At 68.9% G+C, this 24,083-nt stretch carries 20 protein-coding genes; 14 read left to right on the top strand and 6 right to left on the bottom strand.

All coding sequences use genetic code 11. The features are described 5' to 3' along the window. Positions 1-64: 64 nt before the first annotated feature. On the top strand, positions 65-595 hold the full coding sequence (locus H7F38_RS20130) for a DinB family protein (protein WP_187091475.1): 531 nt from the start codon (positions 65-67) through the stop codon (positions 593-595). 126 nt (positions 596-721) lie between these two features. Here the strand turns inward: H7F38_RS20130 and H7F38_RS20125 are convergent, their stop codons facing one another. Beyond that, positions 722-2,896 (bottom strand): glutamine synthetase III, encoded by a 2,175-nt coding sequence (locus H7F38_RS20125; protein WP_187091474.1) that lies wholly within the window; start codon positions 2,894-2,896, stop codon positions 722-724. A gap of 242 nt (positions 2,897-3,138) precedes the next feature. Here H7F38_RS20125 and H7F38_RS20120 point away from each other — a divergent pair, with 242 nt between their 5' ends. Beyond that, complete coding sequence (locus H7F38_RS20120) at positions 3,139-4,230, top strand: branched-chain amino acid aminotransferase (RefSeq protein ID WP_187091473.1); 1,092 nt, start codon at positions 3,139-3,141, stop codon at positions 4,228-4,230. 182 nt (positions 4,231-4,412) lie between these two features. Here the strand turns inward: H7F38_RS20120 and rpmB are convergent, their stop codons facing one another. Continuing rightward, positions 4,413-4,604, bottom strand: coding sequence for a 50S ribosomal protein L28 (gene rpmB, locus H7F38_RS20115; RefSeq protein ID WP_090480578.1), 192 nt, complete (start codon positions 4,602-4,604; stop codon positions 4,413-4,415). Between the two features lie 211 nt (positions 4,605-4,815). On the opposite strand from rpmB, the gene H7F38_RS20110 reads away from it, so the two are divergent. The 10 genes from H7F38_RS20110 (at position 4,816) to mutM (ending at position 16,309) form a co-directional block, all read left to right on the top strand. Beyond that, positions 4,816-5,685, top strand: a complete 870-nt coding sequence (locus H7F38_RS20110) for a hypothetical protein (RefSeq protein WP_187091472.1) — start codon at positions 4,816-4,818, stop codon at positions 5,683-5,685. 75 nt (positions 5,686-5,760) lie between these two features. Further along, complete coding sequence (gene recG, locus H7F38_RS20105; RefSeq protein ID WP_187091471.1) at positions 5,761-8,127, top strand: ATP-dependent DNA helicase RecG; 2,367 nt, start codon at positions 5,761-5,763, stop codon at positions 8,125-8,127. Positions 8,128-8,293: 166 nt separating this feature from the next. Continuing rightward, positions 8,294-11,680, top strand: coding sequence for a pyruvate carboxylase (locus H7F38_RS20100; RefSeq protein ID WP_187091470.1), 3,387 nt, complete (start codon positions 8,294-8,296; stop codon positions 11,678-11,680). A 22-nt stretch (positions 11,681-11,702) separates the two neighbouring features. Next, positions 11,703-12,260, top strand: coding sequence for a 16S rRNA (guanine(966)-N(2))-methyltransferase RsmD (rsmD, locus tag H7F38_RS20095; protein ID WP_187091469.1), 558 nt, complete (start codon positions 11,703-11,705; stop codon positions 12,258-12,260). Beyond that, a complete protein-coding gene (coaD, locus tag H7F38_RS20090; RefSeq protein ID WP_187091468.1) occupies positions 12,257-12,742 on the top strand; it encodes a pantetheine-phosphate adenylyltransferase in 486 nt (161 codons plus the stop codon). Before rsmD ends, coaD begins: the two co-directional genes overlap by 4 nt. 128 nt (positions 12,743-12,870) lie before the next feature. After that, positions 12,871-13,602, top strand: coding sequence for a DivIVA domain-containing protein (locus H7F38_RS20085; RefSeq protein ID WP_187091467.1), 732 nt, complete (start codon positions 12,871-12,873; stop codon positions 13,600-13,602). A gap of 178 nt (positions 13,603-13,780) precedes the next feature. Further along, positions 13,781-14,392 (top strand): DUF177 domain-containing protein, encoded by a 612-nt coding sequence (locus H7F38_RS20080; protein WP_187091466.1) that lies wholly within the window; start codon positions 13,781-13,783, stop codon positions 14,390-14,392. A gap of 84 nt (positions 14,393-14,476) precedes the next feature. Beyond that, entirely contained in the window at positions 14,477-14,656 is a 180-nt protein-coding gene (rpmF, locus tag H7F38_RS20075) for a 50S ribosomal protein L32 (protein ID WP_187091465.1), read from the top strand. Positions 14,657-14,709: 53 nt separating this feature from the next. Beyond that, positions 14,710-15,468, top strand: coding sequence for a ribonuclease III (gene rnc, locus H7F38_RS20070; protein WP_187094842.1), 759 nt, complete (start codon positions 14,710-14,712; stop codon positions 15,466-15,468). Continuing rightward, the gene (gene mutM, locus H7F38_RS20065; RefSeq protein ID WP_187091464.1) at positions 15,461-16,309 is read left to right on the top strand and encodes a bifunctional DNA-formamidopyrimidine glycosylase/DNA-(apurinic or apyrimidinic site) lyase; all 849 of its coding nucleotides are present in this window, start codon (positions 15,461-15,463) and stop codon (positions 16,307-16,309) included. Before rnc ends, mutM begins: the two co-directional genes overlap by 8 nt. Positions 16,310-16,334: 25 nt before the next feature. On the opposite strand, the gene H7F38_RS20060 is transcribed toward mutM, so the two are convergent. Further along, a complete protein-coding gene (locus H7F38_RS20060; RefSeq protein ID WP_187091463.1) occupies positions 16,335-17,639 on the bottom strand; it encodes a PQQ-binding-like beta-propeller repeat protein in 1,305 nt (434 codons plus the stop codon). Between the two features lie 112 nt (positions 17,640-17,751). Here H7F38_RS20060 and H7F38_RS20055 point away from each other — a divergent pair, with 112 nt between their 5' ends. Beyond that, positions 17,752-18,009 (top strand): acylphosphatase, encoded by a 258-nt coding sequence (locus H7F38_RS20055; protein ID WP_187094841.1) that lies wholly within the window; start codon positions 17,752-17,754, stop codon positions 18,007-18,009. 86 nt (positions 18,010-18,095) lie between these two features. Continuing rightward, on the top strand, positions 18,096-21,776 hold the full coding sequence (smc, locus tag H7F38_RS20050) for a chromosome segregation protein SMC (protein ID WP_187091462.1): 3,681 nt from the start codon (positions 18,096-18,098) through the stop codon (positions 21,774-21,776). Positions 21,777-21,833: 57 nt separating this feature from the next. Here smc and H7F38_RS20045 read toward each other — a convergent pair whose 3' ends face one another. From H7F38_RS20045 to H7F38_RS20035, 3 genes are all read right to left on the bottom strand, one after another. Next, positions 21,834-22,118 carry a YciI family protein gene (locus H7F38_RS20045; protein ID WP_187091461.1) on the bottom strand — a complete coding sequence of 95 codons (285 nt, stop codon included), beginning with the start codon at positions 22,116-22,118 and terminating at the stop codon, positions 21,834-21,836. A 231-nt stretch (positions 22,119-22,349) separates the two neighbouring features. Continuing rightward, complete coding sequence (locus H7F38_RS20040) at positions 22,350-23,279, bottom strand: ADP-ribosylglycohydrolase family protein (protein WP_187094840.1); 930 nt, start codon at positions 23,277-23,279, stop codon at positions 22,350-22,352. A 77-nt stretch (positions 23,280-23,356) separates the two neighbouring features. Continuing rightward, positions 23,357-23,875, bottom strand: a complete 519-nt coding sequence (locus H7F38_RS20035; RefSeq protein ID WP_370531394.1) for a cysteine hydrolase family protein — start codon at positions 23,873-23,875, stop codon at positions 23,357-23,359. Positions 23,876-24,083: the final 208 nt, after the last annotated feature.

Here is a 24,083-nt window from a genome sequence, read left to right as displayed (position 1 = left end):
AGTTCCATATCACCCGCTGCGATATCAGGAGGCGCTGCGCGGTCGATCCGGCTACGGTCGCGGCATGACCGAACCCCTGCTGCCGACCACTGACGAACGCATCAACCCGCCGTTCACCGGGTCCGAAAGGGCGCAGCTGGAGGCGTGGCTGGAGGTCCACCGTGCAACGCTGCTGTTCAAATGCGGTGGGCTGGACAGCGATCAGCTCAAGCTGCGGTCCGTGCCGCCCTCGTCGCTGAGCCTTCTGGGACTGGTGCGTCACATGGCCGAGGTGGAGCAGAACTGGTTCCGTCGAGTGCTGGGGGGCCAGGACGCAGCCAGTCTCTACTGCACCGAGGAATTTCCGGACGGTGACTTCGACCTCGTCGAGAATGCCTCCGCAGTCGATGATCTCCTCACCTACCGGGCAGAGGTCGACGAAGCACGGACGCTGGCGTCACGGTCGTCGGACCTCGACGGTGTCGGAGTCGGCAAGCGCCACGGCCAGGACGTCTCGCTCCGGTGGATCTACGTCCACATGATCGAGGAGTACGCCCGTCACAACGGTCACGCCGACCTGCTCAGGGAGTGCATCGACGGCACCGTCGGCGACTGACCCGCCCTGCCGCCGCCGCGAGTTGCTCCAATTGCTCTTCTGGAACCGAGTTGCGGGGAGCGTGCATCCCCAGCCTTCACGGAATATCCCGTGTCAGCTCCCCGCAACTCGAGAACTCGCACGCCCCTACAGGATGAAGAGCATCTCCTGGTACGTCGGGAGCGGCCAGAGATCGTCGGCGACGATGGTCTCCAGGGTGTCCGAGGCTGCGCGCACCGATTCCATGGCGGGAATCAGCACTTCGTAGGCGTACTTCGCCTCCTCCTCGGCCGTGCCGGTCCAGCCGGCGAGACCGTCCTTGAGCACCGACACCGCCGATCGGAGATCGGACACCGGGGCCGAGACGGCTGCCAGCGGGGCGATGTCGACCTCCACGCCGGCGGCCTTGATGGCCCCGATGTTGAGCGCTACCTCCGTCTGGTGGCGGACGGCCGCCGGGAGCACCGCAGTGGTGGCGATCTCCAGGGTCGAGCGCGCCTCCACGCCGATGCTCCGGGTGTACTGCTCCAGGCCGATCTCGTAGCGGCTGTGCATCTCCCGGTGGCTGAAGACGCTGTACTTCTCGAACAGTGCCATCGCCTCGTCGGACAGCAGTTCCGGCAGTGCGTCGATGGTGGACCGCAGGTTTTTCAGCCCGCGCGAGGCGGCCTCTTCCTGCCACTCCTGCGAATAACCGTTGCCACCGAAGACGACCGAGCCGTGCTCGGTGATGATGTCGGCCAGCAGGGTCTGCACCGCCTCGTTGAAGTCGACGCCGTCGGCCACCGACTTCTCGAGCGAGCTGGCGACGTGATCCAGCGCCTCGGCCATGATCGTGTTGATGGTGACCATCGGGGTCGCGATGGACTGCAGCGAGCCGGGGGCGCGGAACTCGAACCGGTTGCCGGTGAACGCGAACGGACTGGTCCGGTTGCGATCGCCGGGGTCGGTCGGCAGCACCGGGAGGGTGTCGACTCCGATCTGCAGCCGGCCCTTCTCCTTGGACGACGTCGCCCCGCCCTTGGCGATCTGGTCGAAGACGTCGGCGAGCTGGTCGCCGAGGAAGATCGAGATGATCGCCGGCGGGGCCTCGTTGGCGCCCAGCCGGTGGTCGTTGCTGGCCGAGGCGACCGATACCCGCAGCAGCCCCCCGTACAGGTGCACGGCGCGGATGATCGCGGCGCAGAACACCAGGAACTGCGCGTTGTCGTGGGGGGTGTCACCCGGCAGCAGCAGGTTGCCCTGGGTGGCGTTGCCGATCGAGAAGTTCACGTGCTTGCCGGAGCCGTTGACGCCGCGGAAGGGCTTCTCGTGGAAGAGGCACTCCATGCCGTGCTTGTTGGCCAGCCGCTTGAAGGTCGTCATCAGCAACTGCTGGTGGTCGGCCGCGATGTTCGCGCGTTCGAACATCGGAGCGATCTCGAACTGGCCCGGCGCCACTTCCTGGTGCCGGGTCTTGGCCGGGATGCCCAGCTTGAACAGCTCCCGCTCGCAATCCATCATGAAGCCGAGCACCCGCTCGGGGATCGCGCCGAAGTAGTGGTCGTCGAACTCCTGCCCCTTGGGCGGTGGGCTGCCGAACAGGGTGCGGCCGGAGGCCATCAGGTCGGGTCGGGCCAGGTAGAAGTGCCGGTCGATCAGGAAGTACTCCTGCTCGGGGCCGGCGAACGACACGACGTGGTCGATGTTCCTGTGCCCGAACAGTTTCAGCACGCGCTCGGCGTGTCCGGCCATCGCCTGCTGCGAGCGCAGCAGCGGCGTCTTGTGATCGAGGGCGTCGCCGAACATGGACACGAAGATGGTGGGGATGCAGAGGGTCTTGCCGTTGGGGTTGTCCAGGATGTAGGCCGGGCTGGTCGGGTCCCAGCCGGTGTAGCCGCGGGCCTCGAAGGTGTTGCGCAGACCGCCGTTGGGGAAGCTCGACCCGTCCGGTTCACCCTGGATCAGGGTCTTGCCGGCGAACTCGGCGAGCGATAGTCCGCCGCCGGCCGGCTCGAAGAAGCTGTCGTGCTTCTCGGCCGTCAGACCGGTCAGCGGGTAGAAGACGTGCGAGTAGTGGGTGCACCCCTTCTCCATCGCCCAGTCCTTCATGGCCGAGGCGACCGAGTCGGCCACCATCTGGTCCAGCTTGGCCGAATGTTCCATGGTGGCGATCAGGGACTTGTAGACGAGCTTGGGCAGGCGCTTCTGCATCACCGACAGGCTGAAGACGTTCTCGCCCCAGATCTCACCCGGCGCCTCTTCGGCCGCGTAGGTCGGCGCCGGCGGGATGTAGGCCTCGACGTCCTTGATCGCCTGAAGGCGAACATTGTTTGCACTCATTGAGTTACTCCAGTCAACTTTGAGCTACTCCTGTCAACGGCTCTGCGAGGGACGCATGCTGTGGCGGGACCGACCCTGAAAAGGTAGGGAGCGGCCGTATCAGCAGCATTGCCGCTCGATGAACGTTGAACTTCGCAGACCGGACGGCCGTCGCACCCCTCAGGACGTCGGCGAACGAGGCCATGTCCGCCCACGGAAATATCGAATACTAGGACGTCCGATGGTCGTAGTAGATTTGGCCGATGACGACAGCCTTCTCCCGGACCTCGAACCCCTCACCGGTGCCCGACGAGCGTCGCGCGAAGATTCTGGGTGCGCCGGGGTTCGGCAAGTACTTCACCGATCACATGGTCGTCATCGACTACGACGACGGCGACTGGCACGACCCGAGAGTTGTTCCCTACGGACCGTTCTCACTGGACCCGGCCACGATGGTGCTGCACTATGCGCAGGAGATCTTCGAGGGACTGAAGGGTTACGCCCAGCCCGACGGTTCGGTGGCGACGTTCCGTCCGCAGGCGAATGCGGCGCGCCTGAACCGTTCGGCCGACCGACTGGGCATGCCGCGACTCTCGGAAGAGATGTTCATCGAGTCGCTCCGGCAGCTGACGGACGCGGACCGTGCGTGGGTGCCGACCGGTGAAGAGGCCTCCCTGTACTTCCGGCCGTTCATGTTCGCGGCCGAGGTGGGACTCGGCGTGCGGCCTTCGAACAAGTACGTCTACTCGGTGATCGCATCCCCGGCCGGGGCGTACTTCGCCGGCGGCATCAAGCCGGTGAGCGTCTGGTGGTCGACCGAGTACGTGCGGGCGGCTCCCGGAGGGATGGGAGCCGCCAAGACCGGTGGCAACTACGCCGCGTCGCTGGCCGCTCAGGCCCAGGCGGCCGAGCAGGGCTGCGACCAGGTGGTCTGGCTGGATGCGGTCGAGCGCCGGTGGGTCGAGGAGATGGGTGGGATGAACCTGTTCTTCGTCTTCGGATCGGGCCCGGACGCCGAGGTCGTGACGCCGGAACTGTCCGGTTCACTGCTCCCGGGGGTGACCCGGGATTCCCTGCTGCAGCTGGCGCGTGACCGTGGGTATCGGACCGCGGAGCGACGCGTCTCCACCGACGAGTGGGCCAAGAAGGTCGAGACCGAGGAACTCACCGAGGTCTTCGCCTGCGGCACCGCAGCGGTGATCACGCCTGTGGGCTCGGTCAAGCACGCCGAGGGCGGCTTCGAGATCGCGGGGGGCAAGCCGGGCGCGGTGACGATGGAGCTTCGGGAGGCCCTCACCGGTCTGCAGCGCGGTGAGCTGCCCGACCCGCACGGCTGGATGGTCCCGCTCATCTGACCCCCCGGCTCATTCCGAAGTGCCCGCAGCACGGTCGCGAGTGGAACAGGACGCAAACGCGGGTGGCGGAGCGCCAAGAGGGCGGCGGGAACCTTTTTGGGGTTCGGCCGCCTTCTCGTCAGCTGGAAATCAGGGTCGGGCGCATTCAGGAGCCCGTACCGAAACACCGGGCGGCAGGACGACTAGCCCCGGACGACCTTGCCGGCCTTCAGGCAAGACGTGCAGGCGTTGACGCGCTTGACGGTGCCGGGAGCAACCTGGGCGCGGACGGCCTGGATGTTCGGATTCCAACGACGGTTGGTCCGGCGATGGGAGTGGGAAACGCTCATCCCGAAGCCCGGGCCCTTGCCACAGACGTCACACACGGCAGCCACTGAGGCTCAACCCCTATCGGAGAACGACCCGACGAACAGCCGGATCAGAAAGTTGCGGAATGATGATCGCACCCAGCGCGAGCCGGGCAACCCTACAAGAGTATCCAGGGATGTCCGGTCGGCCAAATCGGAACGTCCCACCGGACGGAAGCGGACCGAGCCAACCGACGCCCCTCAGCTTGCCAGATCCACGGACGGCAAGATGGTCGGCATGAAGACCTTCGACCCGGATCTGGTGGGCCAGTGGTTCAGCGGCCTGCTCGATCCGAACGGCTCCGCGCACCACTCCGCGTGGCTGGACACCGGCGAGGAGGAACGCGAGGTGCTCGCGAGCGGCGGTCGGGCGATCACCGCGGCGTTGCAGTGGTCAGAACTTCCGGCACCGCTCCCGCCACCGTCGCAACCCGCCGCGGCCGTGCTGCAGATCTATCTGACCGGCTTGGCCACCGGGGTGGCCGGCGCCCGACAGACGATGCAACGGAGTGGGGACCTCGACGAGGTCGCCGTCGCCGACCGGTTGTGCCTGGTGGCGGGTCTGATCGCAGGCGGAGCCGCCGTAGCGGTCGATCCGCAGGATCGCCTGGCCGTCGATGGTCGGCCGACAGCGGCCGACCTGGCCAGGGCCGCCGGCACGGCAGCGGCCGAACTGGTCGTCGACGGGGCCGACCTGCACTCGATCGCCGGCGCGGCGGCTGCGGCCGCCCTCGTCACCGGCCCTCCGGACGGCGCCAACCGGGACCCCGGCTACCGGGCCAGAGCATTGATCGGACTCGTGTTGGTCGGGCTCCAGCGGAGCACGGCGCCGGCGGGAGACCCGATCCGTCCACCGAGTTGCGGCGCCCGGCCCGGGGTGAACGGTGGGGCCGAACTGCTCGCCGAGGTGACGTTCACCATGTTCATGCCGCAGGAGGACAGCGACCGTCTGGAGCGGGTGGTCCGCGGCCTGTCCGAGGAAGTGGTCGTCTGGTCCGAGGGCGATCGCCGGTACTTCCACGTCCACACCATGGCCGCAGGTGAGGTGATCGCGGAGTCCTACGCCGTCGGGACGGTGTTTTCGCTGGTCATCGGTCGTCTGGGCTGAGAATGCCGACAGCCGTGCGTCGGCTGTCGGGGCGTCCGGGCACGATGGGCGCAGAGGATGGGAGGAACCCAGGGCATGGACGAGCAGCCGAGCGACCCGATTGGTCTGGGTTCCTCGCTCAAGCGCGTAGTCGGCGTGCGCGCGGCCAAGCAGTTGCACGAGAAGCTCTCGCTGGTCACCGTCGGCGAACTGCTTCGTCACTACCCCCGCAAGTACGACCGGCGTGGCAAGCTCACCGATCTGGCGGGCGTCAGGGTGGGTGAGAAGGTCACCGTCTGGGCCACCATCAAGTCCATCAAGGATCGTCAGCTCGGCCCCGGCCGGAAGGTCAGGAGCATCAGCAACGTGGTGATCACCGACGGCCGGACCGATCTGGCCTGCACCTTCTTCAACCGCTGGAACCTCGCGCGGCAACTACCCGTCGGGACGGCCGCGATGTTCTCCGGTACGGTCTCGACGTTCAACGGCCAGACCCAGATCAGCTCCCCGCAGGTCGCCCTGGTCAGCCCGGAGGAGGTGGCGAAGCTCCCGGCCCCGCGTTCGGACCTGGCCCGTCACGCCGACCAGGAGTTCGGCTCGCAGATCACCGACGCGCGGGCCAAGGACGCGCTCGATGTCGTCGAGTCGTTCCCCGGTGGCCTCATCCCCGTGTACCCGCTCACCGAGGGCATCACCGGGACCCTGCTGCAGCGCTGCATCCGCACGGTGCTCGACGTGCTGCAGGTCGTCGAGGAGCCGCTGCCCGACACGCTGCTGGCCAAGCGCGGTCTGGTGGGCCTGAAGATCGCTCTGCACAACATCCACCGGCCGGTGGACGAGACTGCGTTGGACGCGGCGATCGCCAGGCTCCGGTACGACGAGGCGATGTCCATCCAGCTGGTGCTGGCGCGACGGCGGGCGCAGATGCGGAACTTCCCGGCCGAGCCGTGCCCCAGGATCGCCGGCGGGCTGCTCGGCAATTTCGACGCCGACCTGCCGTTCACGCTGACCGCCGGGCAGGTGGAGGTCGGTGAGGTGATCTCCAACGATCTGTCCACCATCCACCCAATGAACCGTCTGCTGCAGGGCGAGGTCGGGTCCGGCAAGACCGTCGTGGCCCTGCGGGCGATGCTGCAGGTCATCGACTCCGGACGGCAGGCGGTGATGCTCGCACCGACCGAGGTGCTGGCGGCCCAGCATGCCCGGTCACTGCGGTCCGTGCTCGGTCCGCTCGGCATCGGCGGCGAGCTCGGAGCGCTGCCCGGAGCCGTCAAGATCACCCTGTTGACCGGCTCGATGAACACCGCCGCCCGGCGGGAAGCCCTGCTGGACATCGCTTCCGGGCAGGCCGGTATCGCCGTCGGTACGCACGCCCTGCTCTCCGACGGGGTGTTCTTCGCGGGACTGGGCCTGATCGTCATCGACGAGCAGCACCGCTTCGGCGTCGAACAGCGCAATGCCCTGCGCAACAAGCATCCCCAGGGCAACCCGCCGCATGTCCTGGTGATGACGGCCACGCCCATCCCGCGCACCGTCGCGATGACGGTCTACGGCGATCTCGACACCTCGACACTGCGCGAGCTGCCCCAGGGCCGATCGCCGATCTCCACCACGGTGGTGGCCGCCGCCGAACGGCCGGCCTGGCTCGAGCGGGCCTGGGCCCGGGTGCGCGAGGAGGTGGCCGCCGGTCACCAGGTCTACATCGTCTGCCCGAAGATCGGTGATCAGCTCGACCCGGCGGACCGGACGAGGGTGAAGAAGGCGGCGTCGCTCGATGACGTCGGGCAGGCTGGGGACGATCCCGGGTTCGACGATCCCGAGGAAGGAACCGACCAGGACGACGCCAAGCGGCCACCCCTGGCAGTCCTCGAGGTGGCCGAACAGCTGACCCGGGGCGCATTGAAAGGTCTGCGGATGGGCATCCTGCACGGACGCCTGCCGCCGGCGGAGAAGGACGAGGTGATGACGTCGTTCGCGGCCGCACGCATCGACGTCCTGGTCGCCACCACCGTCATCGAGGTCGGGGTCGACGTGCCGAACGCCACCATGATGATCATCCTCGACGCCGAACGTTTCGGGATGTCGCAGTTGCACCAGCTGCGCGGTCGGGTGGGCCGCGGATCCGCCCCCGGTGTCTGCCTGCTGGTCACCGAGTCGCCGGAGAACTCGCTCGGCCGCACCCGTCTGGCGGCGGTGGCGGCCACCAACGACGGATTCGAGCTGGCCGAGGCCGACCTTGCCCTGCGCCGGGAAGGGGATGTCCTCGGTACCTCGCAGGCCGGGAAGTCCTCGGGGCTCAAGCAGCTGTCCCTGCTGCGCGACACGGAGACCATCGGGCACGCCAGGGCCGATGCCATCGAGGTGGTCGAGAAGGATCCGCTGCTGCTGACCCATCCGGCGCTGGCCGCGATGATCGCGGAAGTGATCGACGAGGAAGGACAGGAGTTCCTGGAGAAAGGTTGAGAGGGCACCCACCCCGGGGGCGGGGAACACCGCTCGCGATAGGTTCTGCCTCGGCGAGCAGCCCGTCCGCGCCGCCGGGCCATCGTCATCCGTGCGTCACGCCTGCATCAACGTGTGGAACAGCCGTCCTGCGTGACGGGTCCGCCGACCCGAGGAGTCAACAAAGATGTTCTCGAAGATCCTGGTCGCCAACCGTGGCGAGATCGCGATCCGCGCCTTCCGGGCGGCCTACGAACTCGGCGTCGCCTCGGTGGCGGTGTTCCCGTACGAGGACCGCAACTCGCTGCACCGTCAGAAGGCGGACGAGTCGTACCAGATCGGCGAGCTCGGGCATCCGGTCCGTGCCTACCTCGATGTCGAGGAGATCGTCAGAGCAGCAAGGGATTCCGGAGCGGATGCGGTCTACCCGGGTTACGGATTCCTGTCCGAGAACCCGCAGTTGGCGCAGGCCCTGGAGGATGCGGGGATCACCTTCATCGGACCGCCGGCCGAGGTGCTGGAACTCGCCGGCAACAAGTCCCGCGCGATCGCCGCGGCCAGGGCCGCCGGTCTCCCCGTGCTGGAATCCTCGGAGCCGTCCCGGGACATCCCGTGGTTGCTGGAGGCCGCGCAGGTCGTCGGGTTCCCGCTGTTCGTCAAGGCCGTCGCCGGTGGCGGTGGCCGCGGCATGCGGCGTGTCGACCGGGCCGAAGACCTCGAGGAGGCGATGGGCACCGCGATGCGGGAGGCCGAGTCCGCCTTCGGCGACGACACCGTCTTCCTGGAGCGGGCGGTCATCGAGCCGCGGCACATCGAGGTGCAGGTGCTGGCCGACCACACCGGCGCCGCGGTGCACCTGTTCGAGCGGGACTGCTCGGTCCAGCGTCGTCATCAGAAGGTCATCGAGGTGGCCCCGGCGGTCGGTCTGGCCCCGGAGATCCGGGCGGCCATGACGGCCGACGCGGTCGCCTTCGCCCGCCACATCGGCTACGTCAACGCCGGCACCGTCGAGTTCCTCCTGGACCGGGACGGCCGGCATGTCTTCATCGAGATGAACCCCCGGATCCAGGTGGAGCACACGGTCACCGAGGAGATCACCGACATCGATCTGGTCTCCTCGCAGATCAGGATCGCGGCGGGGGAGACGCTCGCCGACCTCGGTCTCACCCAGGACGACATCCAGATCCACGGCGCCGCCCTGCAGTGCCGCATCACCACCGAGGACCCGACGAACGGCTTTCGTCCGGACACCGGCCGGATCATCACCTATCGATCGCCGGGCGGCGGCGGCGTACGGGTCGACGGCGGCACCGTGCACTCGGGGGCCGAGGTCAGCGCGCACTTCGACTCGCTGCTGGTCAAGCTCACCTGCCGCGGGCGCGATTGGGGCCAGGCGGTGTCCAGGGCCCGCCGGGCGCTTGCCGAATTCCGGATCCGGGGTGTGTCGACCAACATCCCGTTCCTGCAGGCCGTGCTGGACGACCCGGACTTCGCGGCGGGCGGGGTGACCACCTCGTTCATCGAGACCCATCCGCAGCTGCTCACCGCCCGGCACTCCGCCGACCGCGGCACCAAACTGCTGACCTACCTGGCCGACGTCACGGTGAACCGGCCGTACGGGAAGCGGCCGGACGACCTGATCGAACCGGAGTCCAAACTTCCACCGATCGACCCGGGCGAGCCCCCGGCGGGCACCCGGCAGCTGCTGGCCGAACTCGGTCCGGAGGGCTTCGCCCGCTGGTTGCGTCACCGCACCTCGCTGGGCGTCACCGACACGACGTTCCGCGACGCGCACCAGTCCCTGCTGGCCACCCGGGTTCGCACCAGGGATCTGCTCGCCGTCGGCCCGGCGGTCGCGCGGACCACGCCGGAGCTGCTGTCGGTCGAGGCCTGGGGCGGCGCCACCTACGACGTCGCACTCCGGTTCCTGGCCGAGGACCCCTGGGAGCGGCTCGTCGCGCTGCGGGCCGCAGTGCCGAACATCGCGTTGCAGATGCTGCTGCGCGGCCGCAACACCGTCGGCTACACCCCGTACCCGGCCGCGGTGACCGACGCCTTCGTCGAACAGGCCGTGGCGGCCGGCATCGACATCTTCCGGATCTTCGACGCGTTGAACGACGTGTCGCAGATGCGGCCGGCCATCGACGCGGTCCGTGCGGGTGGCACCGCCGTCGCCGAGGTCGCCCTCTGCTACACGGCCGATCTGAGCAACCCGGCCGAGAAGCTCTACACCCTGGACTACTACCTCCGGCTGGCCGAGGAGATCGTCGAGGCGGGCGCGCACGTGCTGGCCATCAAGGACATGGCCGGTCTGCTCCGCGCACCCGCCGCCCGCACCCTGGTCACCGCCCTGCGCGAGCGCTTCGACCTGCCGATCCATCTGCACACCCACGACACCGCGGGCGGGCAACTGGCCACCTACCTGGCCGCCGCCGAGGCCGGGGTGGACGCGGTGGACGCGGCCAGTGCCCCGATGTCCGGGACGACCTCGCAGCCGTCGCTGTCGGCCCTGGTCGCCGCCTTCGACAACACCGATCGCTCGACCGGGCTCTCGCTCCGCGCGGTCGCAGATCTGGAGCCCTACTGGGAGGCCGTCCGGGCGATCTACGCACCGTTCGAATCGGGTCTCCGCGCGCCGACCGGTCGGGTCTACTCGCACGAGATCCCCGGCGGCCAGCTGTCCAACCTGCGTCAGCAGGCCATCGCGCTGGGTCTGGGCGGGCGGTTCGAGGCGATCGAGACCACCTACGCTGCCGCCGATGCCATGCTCGGCCGGCTGGTCAAGGTGACCCCCTCGTCGAAGGTGGTGGGTGATCTGGCGCTGCACCTGGTCGGCTCCGGGGTCGACCCGGCCGAGTTCGAGGCCGATCCGGCGCGGTTCGACATCCCGGACTCCGTCATCGGCTTCCTGTCCGGTGAACTGGGTGATCCCCCCGGCGGGTGGCCGGAGCCCTTCCGCAGCAAGGCGCTGGCCGGGCGGAAGATCAAACCGCCGGTCGCCGAACTGACCCCCGAGGACGCAGCCGAACTGTCGACATCTCCTCGAAAGACGTTGAACCGATTGCTCTTCCCGGGGCCGGACAAGGACTTCCAGGCGGCCAGGGAGGAATTCGGCGACGTCTCGTTGCTGCCGACCTCCGACTACCTCTACGGACTGCAGCGCGGCACCGAGCATCTGGTGGAACTGCAGCCCGGCGTGCAGCTGACCATCGGTCTCGAGGCCATCGGCGAGGCCGACGAGCGAGGTCTCCGGATGGTGGTGACAACCCTCAACGGGCAGTTGCGCCCCCTGCAGATCCGTGACCGGACCATCACCGTCGATGTGCCCGTCGCCGAACGCGCGGACCCGGCCAACCCCTCGCACATCGCGTCACCCTTCGCCGGTGTGGTGACGCTCGGCGTCGCGGAGGGCGACGAGCTGGCCGCCGGTCAGACCGTGGCGACGATCGAGGCGATGAAGATGGAAGCCTCCATCACCTCGCCGGTCGCCGGTACCGTGGTCCGCGCCGCCATCAACTCGGTGCAGCAGGTGGAGGGCGGCGATCTGGTCCTGGTGATCAAGGCGCAATCCTGACCCTCATTCGAAAGCGACGGAAATGACGCGGATCACCGCAGGGCTCTACCGGGGACGCCGGCTGCAGACACCGGCCGGGGAAACCACCCGCCCGACCAGCGAGCGGGTGCGGGAGGCCCTGGGGAACGCCCTCGTCGCCGCGGGCGGCCTGAACGGGGCCAGGGTCCTCGACCTGTATGCGGGCACCGGCGCCCTCGGGCTGGAACTGATCTCCCGTGGCGCCGACTCGTTGGTCAGCGTGGAACAGGACAGGGCGGCGCTGGTCGCGCTGCGGGCGAACGTGGCCACGCTGCAGGTGCCCGACGCGGTGGTGGTCGGCGCGGACGTCAAGTCGTGGGCCGGTTCGCCGGGTGGACGGCGGTTCGACTTCGTGGTGGCCGACCCGCCGTACGACCTGCCGACCTCAGAACTGGGCACGATCTTCGCCGCGCTCGCGGCGAACGGACATCTCAATCCCGATGCCGACCTGATCGTGGAGCGCAGCAGGCGCTCGGGCGAGATGCAGTGGCCGGACCCGCTCGTCGGGGTCAGGACGAAGAACTACGGCGACACCCGCCTCTGCTACGGTCGCGCCCCATGACCCGCGCCGTGTGTCCTGGCTCCTTCGACCCGCCCACCCTCGGGCACCTGGACATCTTCGCCCGGGCCTCGGCGATGTTCGACGAGGTGACCGTGGCGGTCCTGGTCAATCCCGGCAAGAACGGCCTGTTCAGCATCCCGGACCGGCTCGAACTGCTGCGGGCCGTCACTTCCCCGTGGCCGAACATCAGGATCGATTCGTTCTCCGGGCTGCTGGTCGAGTACTGCGCCGCCGGCGGCATCACCACGATCGTCAAGGGACTGCGCGGTGTCTCCGATTTCGACTACGAAATCCAGATGGCGCAGATGAACCGGAGCCTGACCGGCGTCGATACCTTGTTCCTGCCGACCGCCCCCCAGCATGCATTCGTCTCGTCGTCGCTGGTCAAGCAGGTCGCCTCGTACGGTGGAGACGTCTCGGCCTTCCTGCCGCCGGTCGTCCTGGCCGCCGTGCAGGCCACCGTCGCGCCACGGGACCGGTAGGACACCGGGGGGTCGGATCCGCCCCTCCGGGCGTGCCTGCCGGGCGAACCGCCGATCCCTTGGCACACTGACCGGGCAGGGCCCGGGTCGAAACGAAGCAGCAGCGCACAACGAGAGGTCGGACCAGCGTGTATCGGGTATTCGAAGCCCTCGACGAGCTCGTCACCATCGTCGAGGAGGCACGAGGTCTGCCGATGACGGCGTCGTGTGTGGTGCCCAGAGGCGATGTCCTGGAACTGCTCGACGACGTGCGTGACGCGCTGCCGGGAGAGATGGACGATGCGCAGGACGTCCTGGACCACCGGGACCAGATGGTCAACGAGGCCAAGGCCAGTGCGGAGAAGAATGTCGCGGACGCCGAGGCGGAGGCGGGGAGGCTGGTCCACGCAGCCAGGTCCGAGGCGCAGGCGACGGTCGCCGGTGCGCAGTCGGAGGCCGACCGTCTGATCGACGAGGCGACCGCCCGTGCCGAAGCGATTCTGGCCAGGGCGCAGGCCGATGCCGACCGCACCGTGCAGAACGGGCAGGACCAACACGATGCCCTGGTGTCCCGCGGCCACGGCGAGGCAGAGCGGCTGGTGTCGGCAGGTCGCGCCACCTACGAACGGGCGGTCGCCGACGGTCGGTCGGAGCAGGGCAGATTGGTCTCGCAGTCCGAGGTCGTCCAGGCCGCTCGTGGGGAGTCGGCCAAGATCCTGGACGCCGCCCACGGCGACGTCGACCGGATGCGGGCCGACTGCGACTCCTACGTCGACTCGAAGCTGGCCGGCCTCGAGGAGACCCTGACCAAGACGCTGCGCACAGTGGGTCGAGGTCGGACCGCGCTCCGGTCTGGTTCCGTCGCCGACTACCGCGACTGACGGCGGCTCCCGGTCACTCCGTCTGCGGCGCTCGTTGCCGGTACGAGGGCGGCACCGGCTGCCTTCGCCGCCCTGCCTCCGGTGGAACTGGAAACCGCCGGCGAATTGGGAGCCGGCTGATCTTCGACTACTCTGGAGTGGTTGCTCCCAGCTCTGATACCGACTCGAGAATCGACCGATGACCTCCACACGCCCCAACCACGCCTCGCCCTGGGTATTCGATACCCGCCCGATGGGCCGTCGTCCGGGCACCATGAAGCCCTATCGGGTGTCCGCCCCGGTCGGCGAGCCGATGGGGATCGAGGTGATCGCCGTCCCCAAGGGCGCTGACATCGACTTGGACGTGCGGTTGGAATCAGTCGCCGAGGGCGTTCTGGTCTCCGGTAGTGCGACGGGCACGGCGGACGGCGAGTGCGCGCGATGCCTGCGGGACATCAGCGTCCCGGTCAGCGCCGACCTCCGCGAGCTCTACGCCTACCCCGACTCGACCACCGCCGCGACCACCGACGACGACGAATACCCGCGGCTGATCGACGACCTCATCGATCTCGAACCGCTGGTCCGTGACGAGATCGTGCTCACCCTTCCACTGGCCCCCCTCTGTCGGCCGGACTGCCCCGGTCTGTGCTCGGAGTGCGGGGAGCGTTTCGATGACCTCGAGCCAGGTCATTCTCATGAGATACTGGACCCTCGGTGGGCCGATCTGGCCGCCAAGTTCGGCGTGCCCGGCAGCGTGACCCCTGGTACGAAGCCGGCAGTTCCCGGTAGTGGCGCTTTCAACCCGAACTAGCCCTCGACCTGAATCAGCCCCCAGCAGTAGCTGAGCCGGAGATCCCGACACCGGCCCGTTCGACGAAATCAAGGAGAACTCATCATGGCCGTTCCGAAGCGGAGACTGTCGCGCGCCAACACCCATGCGCGTCGCTCGCAGTGGAAGACCACCGTTCCGACGTTGGCGACCTGCCCCAACCGCGCCTGTGGCGCGCTCACGCCCCCTCACCAGGCGTGCTCCAACTGTGGCCAGTACCGGGGCCGCCAGATCGTCGGGGTCTGACCCTCACGGTGACCGAAGGGACAGGCTCGACGGGCAATCCGGGATCCCGTGCCGTGGTCACGGCGAGCAACGTCCCGGACCCCCGGAAGCTGTTCGCCGAGATCGGTGTCGAACTGGACGCCGAACTCGCCGTCCTCGCCCTGACCCATCGGTCGTTCGCCTACGAGCACGGTGGTCTGCCGACCAACGAGCGCCTGGAGTTCCTGGGCGACTCGGTGCTCGGCATCGTCGTCACCGATGCGCTCTACCGCAACCATCCGGACCTGCCCGAGGGTCGGCTGGCCAAGCTGCGTGCCTCGATCGTCAACATGCACGCCCTCGCGGGCGTGGGTCGCACCATGGGGCTGGGCGACATGCTGCGCCTGGGGCGCGGCGAGGAACTGACCGGCGGGCGCGACAAGGCCTCGATCGTGGCCGACGCGGTCGAGGCCGTGCTGGGTGCCGTCTACCTCGAGCACGGCCTGGAGGTTGCGCGGACGGTGGTCCACCACCTGTTCGCCGATCTGATGGCGGACGCGCCCCGACTCGGGGCCGGCCTCGACTGGAAGACCTCGTTGCAGGAGCTGTCCGCCGCCAGGGGCCTCGGTGTACCCGAGTACCAGGTCACCGAACAGGGCCCCGACCACGCCAAGATGTTCGCCGCCAGGGTGTTGCTCGGCGGCGCGTCGCACGGCACCGGTACCGGGCGCACCAAGAAGGAAGCCGAGCAGCAGGCCGCGTCTGCTGCGTTCTTGGCCATCGAGTCCAGCGGCGAAGAGTCGACCAACGGTGACCGCGAGGCCCGGGACGGCACCGACCGCCGCGGTGCCTGAGCTTCCCGAGGTCGAGGTGGTCCGCCAGGGCCTGCTCGAGCACACCGTCGGTCGTCAGATCTCCCAGGTCACCGTGTTCAACGACCGTGCCGTCAGGCGTCATCTTGCGGGTCGCGCCCATTTCGAGGCCTCGGTCGCCGGGCACCGGGTGGTCGACATCCGACGACGCGGGAAGTACCTGTGGTGGGTGCTGGACGACGGTGACGCGTTGATGGCCCACCTCGGCATGAGCGGCCAGTTCCGCATCGGTGCCGCGGGGGCCGCCCGTCACCCCCATCTCCGGGTGCGGTTCGCCTTCGCCGACGGAGGGCCGGACGTCGATTTTCTGGACCAGCGGACGTTCGGCGGCATGGCGTTCCTCCCGGGCCAGGCCCAGTTGCCGGATCCGATCGCCCACATCGCCCTCGACCCCCTGGACGACGCCTACGACCTCGACGCCACCGTCGCGAAGATCCGCGGGAAGAACACCGAGATCAAACGGGCCCTGCTGGATCAGACCGTGGTCTCCGGGATCGGCAACATCTACGCAGACGAATCTCTCTGGCGGGCCCGGGTCAACTACACCCGCTCGACCGCGGCCCTGAGCCGACCCGTCGTCCGCAGGGTGCTGGAGTCCGCGAAGGACGTGATGACGGAAGCGCTCGCCGTCGGGGGTACCTCGTTCGACGCGCTCTACGTGAACGTCAACGGGGATTCGGGCTACTTCGAGCGGTCTCTGGCTGCCTACGGGCAGCAGGACCGGCCGTGCCCGCGGTGCGCAACCGCGATCCGCCGTGAGGCCTTCATGAACCGCTCGTCGTTCTTCTGCCCGAAGTGCCAGCCGAAGCCGCGTACCCGCTGACGTCGAACGTCGCACGTACGGCCGATCAGCCCACCGTGGCGGCCAGGATGCCGGCACTGGTGCCGACGTAGATCTTGCTGCCGACGAGCATCGGGGTGGCGAACCGTTTGGTGGCGCCGACCGGGGTGCTGCCCAGGATCTTCCCGGAGTTGCGGTCGAGGGCGTAGAGGTTCCGGTTGCCGATGGCATAGATCGCGCCGGGCCCGGCGACGGGCGAGCCGGGGATGTTCGCGGCGGTCCACCGCGCGACGAAGTTGCCCTTCGGCCCCACATCCACCCGGGTGACGCCGTTGGTGCACGGCATGTAGACGCTGGCATTGGTCACGGCGGAGACACCGAAGGCCCGGCAGAGCGGTGCGGAGTAGACCTGACCGCCGATCCCGCCCAGATGGCCGATCTTCACGGTGTAACCGTTCCCGGACTTGCCGGCCTGCAGGATGTAGCCGATCGATGTGTAGGCGGGGGTCATCGATCCGAGGTCGAGATCCTGCGCGTTGTCGTTGGCCCAGGACCTCGGGGCGAAGTAGTCCAGTCGTTGCATGGACGGGCTGATCTCGGTGACCGAGTCGCTGTAGTCGTAGGTGGTGGTCGACGCACCGTTGCCGACCGCGACGAACAGGTTGCCGTTCGGCGCGACCACCGGACCGCCGGCCGCCCAGATGGCGCCCTCTCGCGGGGTCGGAACGACGTAGGCAACTCCACCGGCCGCCCCGTTCGCCTTGATGGCCAGCACTGCACCCTTGTAGTTCCCGCAGTCCCCGTCCAGGCCCCCGAAGGCGATGTAGACGTTCCCGCGGTCAACGGCGAGCGCCGGACGCTGCTGCTCGGCCTTGGTGTCGGTCCCCGGAACCTCGACCCGCTTGTCCAGTCCGATCGCCCCGTTGGCCGGGTTCAGACCCCAGAGCTCGTGGGTGACGCCGGTCGAGCCGTTGTAGGTCACGGTCACCAGGAAGACGCGGTTCGTCACCGGATCGTAGGCTGGCGTCCCGGTGATGCCGGTCGGGCTGATGTTGCCGGCACACGCCAGCACCGAGGTGTCGCTGATCGACGAGCGCAGGTGCCTGCTCCATCGGATCGCACCACTGTTCGGATCCAGCCCGTACACCGAGTTGTTCTCGGTGGCCACGATCAGCGTCGACCCGACCATGATCGGGGATGCGTAGACCGCACCGTCCAGCACACGGCTGAACGTGAAGTGGAGGCTCCTGAAGGTGGAAGCGGACGTGGCGTTGCCAGATCTGAGGTTGTCGCCGTGGTCGGTCGGCCACCCCGCCCCACAGGTGACGACCAGCACGACAGCGGCAAAGATGACAGTCAGCGTCCGTCTCATCACTGCATGCTGCAACTTGTCGCCCGGGGTTGTCCAGGGGCTCGGCGGAACTCGAACGAATGAACCTGCCGACTAGGTTGAAAGGGTGGATACGGGGTCGGAGATCATCCGGATGACGGCGTTCGTCCACGGCCAGGTGCAAGGGGTGGGGTTCCGATGGTGGACCAGGGCGCGGGCTCTGGAAAGAGGTCTGACCGGTAGCGCGACCAATCTGCCCGGGGGTCGGGTCCAGGTCATTGCGGAAGGACCGGAGGCAGGCTGCCGGCAACTCCTCGGGCTGCTGCGCGGCGGTCACACGCCCGGAGTGGTCACCCTGGTCGTCGAGCAGTTCGCCGAACCACGGGGCGAAACCGGCTTCGTGGAGCGTTGATGGCTCCGCGGCCCGGGTAATCTGAGCACCGCCGACCACGAATTCGACGCCGACCACGAACGTCCACCCGGAGGGACTTCCTACTCGTGTATCTGAAGTCCCTGACCCTCAAGGGTTTCAAGTCGTTCGCCTCGGCCACCACGTTGCACTTCGAGAAGGGCATCACTGCGGTCGTCGGGCCCAACGGGTCGGGCAAGTCCAACGTCGTCGACGCCATCGCCTGGGTGCTGGGCGAGCAGGGCGCTAAGGCGCTCCGCGGCGGCAAGATGGAAGACGTCATCTTCGCCGGCACGGCCGACCGGCCGCCGCTCGGACGCGCCGAGGTCACGCTGACCATCGACAACTCCGACGGCGCCCTGCCCATCGATTTCAGCGAGGTCTCGATCACCCGCCGGATGTTCCGCGACGGTGCCGGCGAATACGAGATCAACGGGCGCACGTGCCGGCTGCTGGACATCCAGGAACTGCTCTCGGATTCCGGGATCGGCCGGGAGATGCACGTCATCGTCGGTCAGGGCCAGCTGGACGCCGTGTTGCAGGCCAGACCCGAGGACCGCCGCGCCTTCATCGAGGAGGCGGCCGGTGTCCTCAAGCATCGCAAGCGCAAGGAGAAGGCGCTTCGCAAACTCGATGCCATGCAGGCCAACCTGACTCGACTGAACGACCTGACCGGCGAGCTCCGCCGACAGCTCAAGCCGTTGGGCCGGCAGGCCGAGGTCGCACGCCGGGCCGCCGGTGTGCAGGCCGATCTTCGTGATTCCCGGCTTCGGCTGCTCGCCGACGACTACGTGGTCCTGACCACCCGCATCGCCGCCGAGTCCGCCGACGAGGCCGCGGCGCTCGAGCATCGGACGGCAGTCCAGCGCGCGCTCGCCGAGGCCTCCGAACAGGCGGAGGCAGCATCCGAGTCGGCGGCCGGCGCAACACCGAGACTCGCTGCTGCGCAGGAGACCTGGTTCGCGCTGTCAGCGCTGGCCGAGCGCTTCCGCGGCACCGTCTCACTCGCCGACGAGCGCCTGCGCAATCTCACCGCGCCGGTCGATGCCCCGCGTCCCGGGCGAGATCCGGACGAACTCGACGCCGCGGCCGAGGCCGCCGAAGAGGCCCAGGCCGAGAAGGACGAGGCCGTCGCCGGTGCCCGGACCGAGCTGGACGAGGCCGTCGCCCAACGCACCGAGAGCGAGAACGCGCTCAAGGGTGCGGAGAACCAGCTGCTGTCGGCGACCAGGGCGATCGCCGATCGCCGGGAGGGACTGGCCCGGCTGAGCGGCCAGGTCGATGCGGCCCGGTCACGTCAGGCGGCCGGCGGTGACGAGGTCGCCCGACTGGCCACGTCGGTCGCGGACGCCAGGGATCGGGCCGCCGCGGCGCAGGCCCGGTTCACCGAACTCCAGGACTCGGTCGGCGATCTGGACTCCTCCGAGGTCGGACTCGACGAGGACCACGAATCCGCAGAGGAGGCGACCGAGGCCGCCCGGCAACGTGTCGGTGATCTGACGGATGCGTTGCGGGAAGCCAGAAGTGAGCAGACCGGCCTGCGTGCCCGAGTCGAGGCGCTCTCGCTGGGACTCGACCGTCGGGACGGCGCGGGAGCCCTGTTGGCGGCCGGGTCCGAACTGGCCGGGGTGCTGGGATCAGTCGCAGCCGTGCTCGAGGTCGACCCCGGCTTCGAAGGCGCGGTGGCGGCGGCGCTCGGTCCGGCCGCCGACGCGGTGGCCGTCTCCGGAGTGGCCGATGCCGCCGCGGCACTGGCCCTCCTGCAGGAGGGCAACGCCGGCCGCGCCGGCCTGTTGATCGGTGGACCCGGCCACGAGGATCTCTCCGGCTGGCCGACCCTGCCGTCCGATGCCGTCTGGGTCCTGCCGCACGTGAGGCTGCCGGCGCTGCTGCGGGCCGCCGTGGGTGCCGCCCTCGATCGGGTGGCCGTTGTCGCCGATCTGCCGGCCGCGGTCGCGCTGGTGACGCAGCTGCCCCAGGTCCGAGCCGTCACCCGGGAGGGAGATCTGCTCGGTTCCGGCTGGGCGTTCGGCGGTAGCGCCGGCAAGCAGTCGGTGATCGAGATCCAGGCCGCCGTGGACGAGGCCGACTCCTCGCTGGCCAGGGTGACGGATGCCATCGCAGAGCTGGAAGCAGCGCTGTCCGGTGCGAGGTCCGAGGCCGAGACACGTGCCCGGCAGAGCCAGGCGACGCTCTCGGCCCTGCACGAATCCGACGCACGACTGTCCGCGGTGTCCGAGCAGCTCGGGCGTCTCGGTGAGGCGGTGCGATCGGCGACCGCCGAGGCCGAACGGCTGGAACGGCAGCGACAGGCCGCCGAGACGTCGTCCGAGCAGACCCGGCTCGCGGTGGCCGATCTCGAGGCCAGGCTCTATGCGGCGGAGTCGGAGGATGCCCCGGAGGAGGTGGACACCGAGGTCCGGGACTCCCTGATGGACCTGACGGCCGGCGCGCGTCAGGTCGAGGTCGAGGCCAGGCTGGCGCTGCGGACGGCCGAGGAGCGCGCCAGGGCCGGCGCGGGTGTCGCCGAAGGACTGCGGCGCTCTGCCCGTCAGGAACGGGAGGCCAGGTCCAGGGCCCAGGCCGCGGTGGCGAGGCGGGCGGCAGCAGCCGAGGTCGCCACCAGGGTGGCCGAGGTCGGCCGGCGGGCGCTGTCCGTGCTGGAGGTCTCGCTGGCCGTCGCCACGAGTGCCCGCGAGCAGGCGGCCGCCGACCGGGAGCGGGCCGATGCGGCCATGTCCCGGGCCAGGTCGACGGCCCGGGAGCTGCAGACCCAGTGGGATGCGCTGACGGATGCGGTCCACAAGGACGAGGTGCAACGGGCGCAGCAGATGCTGCGGGTCGAGCAACTGGTCGACCGTGCGGCCAACGAATTCGGGCTCGGTCCGGACGATCTGGTCACCGAGTTCGGACCCGAGATGCCGATCCCGCCCACCGCGTTGGAGACGGGGGAGTACGAGGCGGCCAAGGAGCGCGGCGAGGAGGTGACCGCACCTGCGCCGATGGCGTTCGACCGTGACACGCAGGAACGGCGGGCCAAGCGCGCCGAGCGCGACCTGAACCTGCTCGGCAAGGTGAACCCGTTGGCGCTGGAGGAGTTTGCGGCGCTGGAGGAACGGCATTCGTTCCTCTCGACGCAGCTGGAGGACCTCAAGTCCACCCGCAAGGATCTGCTGACGGTGGTCGGTGAGGTGGACGAGAAGATCCTCGAGGTCTTCACCGCCGCCTACCACGACGTCGCTCGCGAGTTCGTTGCAGTGTTCGCCGAACTCTTCCCGGGCGGCGAGGGCGAGCTGATCCTCACCGACCCGTCGGACATGCTGACCACCGGCATCGAGGTGCACGCCCGCCCGCCGGGCAAGAAGGTGAAAAGGTTGTCGCTGCTGTCCGGTGGAGAGCGTTCGCTGACGGCGGTCGCCCTGCTGGTCTCGATCTTCCGGGCCAGGCCCAGCCCGTTCTACATCATGGACGAGGTCGAGGCGGCCCTGGACGAGGTCAACCTGACGCGATTGGTCGGGCTGCTGACGCTGTTGCGGGACTCCTCGCAGTTGATCATCATCACCCACCAGAAGTTCACCATGGAGTCGGCGGACGCCCTCTACGGAGTCTCCATGCGCGGCGATGGCATCACCCAGGTGATCAGTCAGCGCATCCGGAACGCGGAGACGCCGGTGGTGGTGGATGCGCCGGGTGCGGTCGATTCGGCCGGGTCTGCTGGTGCGGTCGGGGTAGCCGAAGACGTCGAGGTCGCCGAGCCTTCGTTGTCCTGATCCTGCAACGTGGCGGCCGCCGTCGTCCGACGCCGGCCGCGGCCGGCGCGCTGCGACTCAGGCCCAGGGGCCTTTGACCTGCGTCCACTCACGGATGCTGCGCCGGGAGATCAGGTGCTCGCTGTGGAACGGGTCCTCGTCCAGCTTCGACGCGACTGCCGCCGCCGATTCACCTTCGATGACCAGCAGAGCACCCGCGGGTTCGTCGGCGAACGGGCCCGTCGCCAGAGCGGTCACCGGGCCGGTCAGGGTAGCCAGAAAGGCGCGGTGCGCGGGACGGTGCTCGTCCCTGGCGGCGACGAAATCCTCTGCGTAGTCGCACAGGACCGCGAAAACCGGCATGTTCGAACCTCCTGGTTGGCTACCCTTTGCTCTGACCGGGCTGAATCTACGCGAGGGATGATGGGTGGATCGCAACGCACCGAAGTTCCCTCTGCCGGATCCCTTCCGGTCCGAAGCTGCGGCGCTGCCGACCAGGTGCGAGCGTTGCTGGCCAGGGCTCAGCAGTAGGCGATGCAGTTTTTGGCAGGCCCTGCATTGGTCACCGAAGGGGTCAGCGCAGGGGTCAGCGCGTCAGCGCAGCGCGAGCAGGCCGGCCACGATGGGTTCCAGCACAAGGTGATTGACCTCGTTGACCTGCCTGACCGCGTCGGTCGGGAAAGCGCCCACTCCGTGCACGGCTCCGCACATCGCCCCGACGATCGCGGCGATGGTGTCGGTGTCCCCACCGAGCGAGGCCGCGATGCGGAGGGCCGGCCACGGGTCGTCGCGCCGCGCACCGAACACGGCGAACGCGGCCGGAATCGACTCCTGACTGGCCAGACTGGTGCCGACCACCCGGAAGAGGGTGTCGATCAGCCTGTCGTCCTCCGCGCCGGTGACCAGATCGACGGCCCAGCGGATCCGCGATGCGACGTTCCCGCCGGCCACCCAGTGACCACGGGCCTGGCCCAGTTCTGCTGCTGCCACGGCGATCTCGATGGCGGCAGGGACGTCGGCGCCGGCCAGCCCCGCGCTGACCGCGGCTGCCACCGCTGATGCACCGGCCAGGGCCAGACCGGTGTGGTGGGTCAGGGAGCTCGCTGCGGTCACCCGGTCGACGAGCTGGGTCAGATCGTCAGGGGGCACGGCAATGCCGACGCGCGTGATCCGCATGGCGGCCCCGTTGGTGGTGCCGCGGGTCCCGGTCCGGCTCGGGTCCTCGCCGGCGAGCAGATGGGTGATGGCCAGCTTGGTGGACGGGCCGAGCAGATCCAGCGAACCACGCACCCGCATGTCGTCCTCCCAGGCCAGGAGTCGGCGGCCCAACTCGGCGGGGTCGATCCGGCCGTGGTCGTCGATGAGCAACTGCGCGAGCAGCAGAGCCTGCTCGGTGTCGTCGGTGATCGATCCGGCCGGCATGCCGGCGGCGAGGGGGTGATCGGCCGGAGCGGTCCGGAAGCCATCGATGACGCTGCCGTACCGGGCCACGATCAGTTCTCGCGGCAGCGACTGCGTCGGCATTCCCAGCGCGTCGCCGAGGGCCAGGCCGGTGAGGGCGCCCAACCCTCGTGACTCGAGGTCCGTCGTGCCCGGCCGCGTCACGCCCAGCCTGCGAGGACGTCATCGGTGGTGACGATCTCGATGATGGGCCCGTAGAGCGCCAGGGTGTTCAGCGCCTGCTGGTGGGTGGTGGCGTCGAGGCCGGCGCAGGCGTCGGCGACCACCTGGACGAACACTCCGGCGTCGGCTGCGGCGACCGCGGTCGACATCACGCAGCAGTCGGTGGAGACACCGGCCAGGACCAGTCGCCCGCCCGCACCGACGGCGTCGGCCAGGGCCGGCGTCCACTTGCCGAAGGTGGTGGCGTCCAGGGTCGGCCGGCCGTCGTGGTGGAGGCCATCGGCCAGCTGGTAGATCGGCGCGTCGGGTGACTGCAACGCGAACGGCCACAGCTCGTAGTACGGGATCCAGGCGCCGGCCGGGGTCGTGGGGGCGATGAACCGGGTGAAGCTCACCCGCTCCCCGGCGGCCGCCACCAGCCGGTTGACCGGCCCCACGATCGCGTCGAAGCCCGGTGCGGCCCACGCGCTCTCCGGCGCGCCGAAGATCCGCTGCATGTCGATCACGGCGAGCCACGGTGGTTGGCCCGTCCCTGGTGTCATATCTGTCCCTGCTGTCATGCCGTCATTGCTGTCATTGCTGTCATTGCTGTCATTCAACCTTGCTCGGCTCCGGGTTCTGGCTGCTCCCACCACCCTCCCGCGCTTATCAACATCGACAGCGCTCATCATCGGGTCCATTTGCGTCACTTCCGTCCCAATTCGT

Origin of the sequence: Nakamurella sp. PAMC28650 (assembly GCF_014303395.1) — a bacterium.
Classification (GTDB): domain Bacteria; phylum Actinomycetota; class Actinomycetes; order Mycobacteriales; family Nakamurellaceae; genus Nakamurella.
The sequence above is the reverse complement of the archived record's forward strand: the minus strand, read 5'-3'. Positions and strand labels throughout refer to the sequence as shown.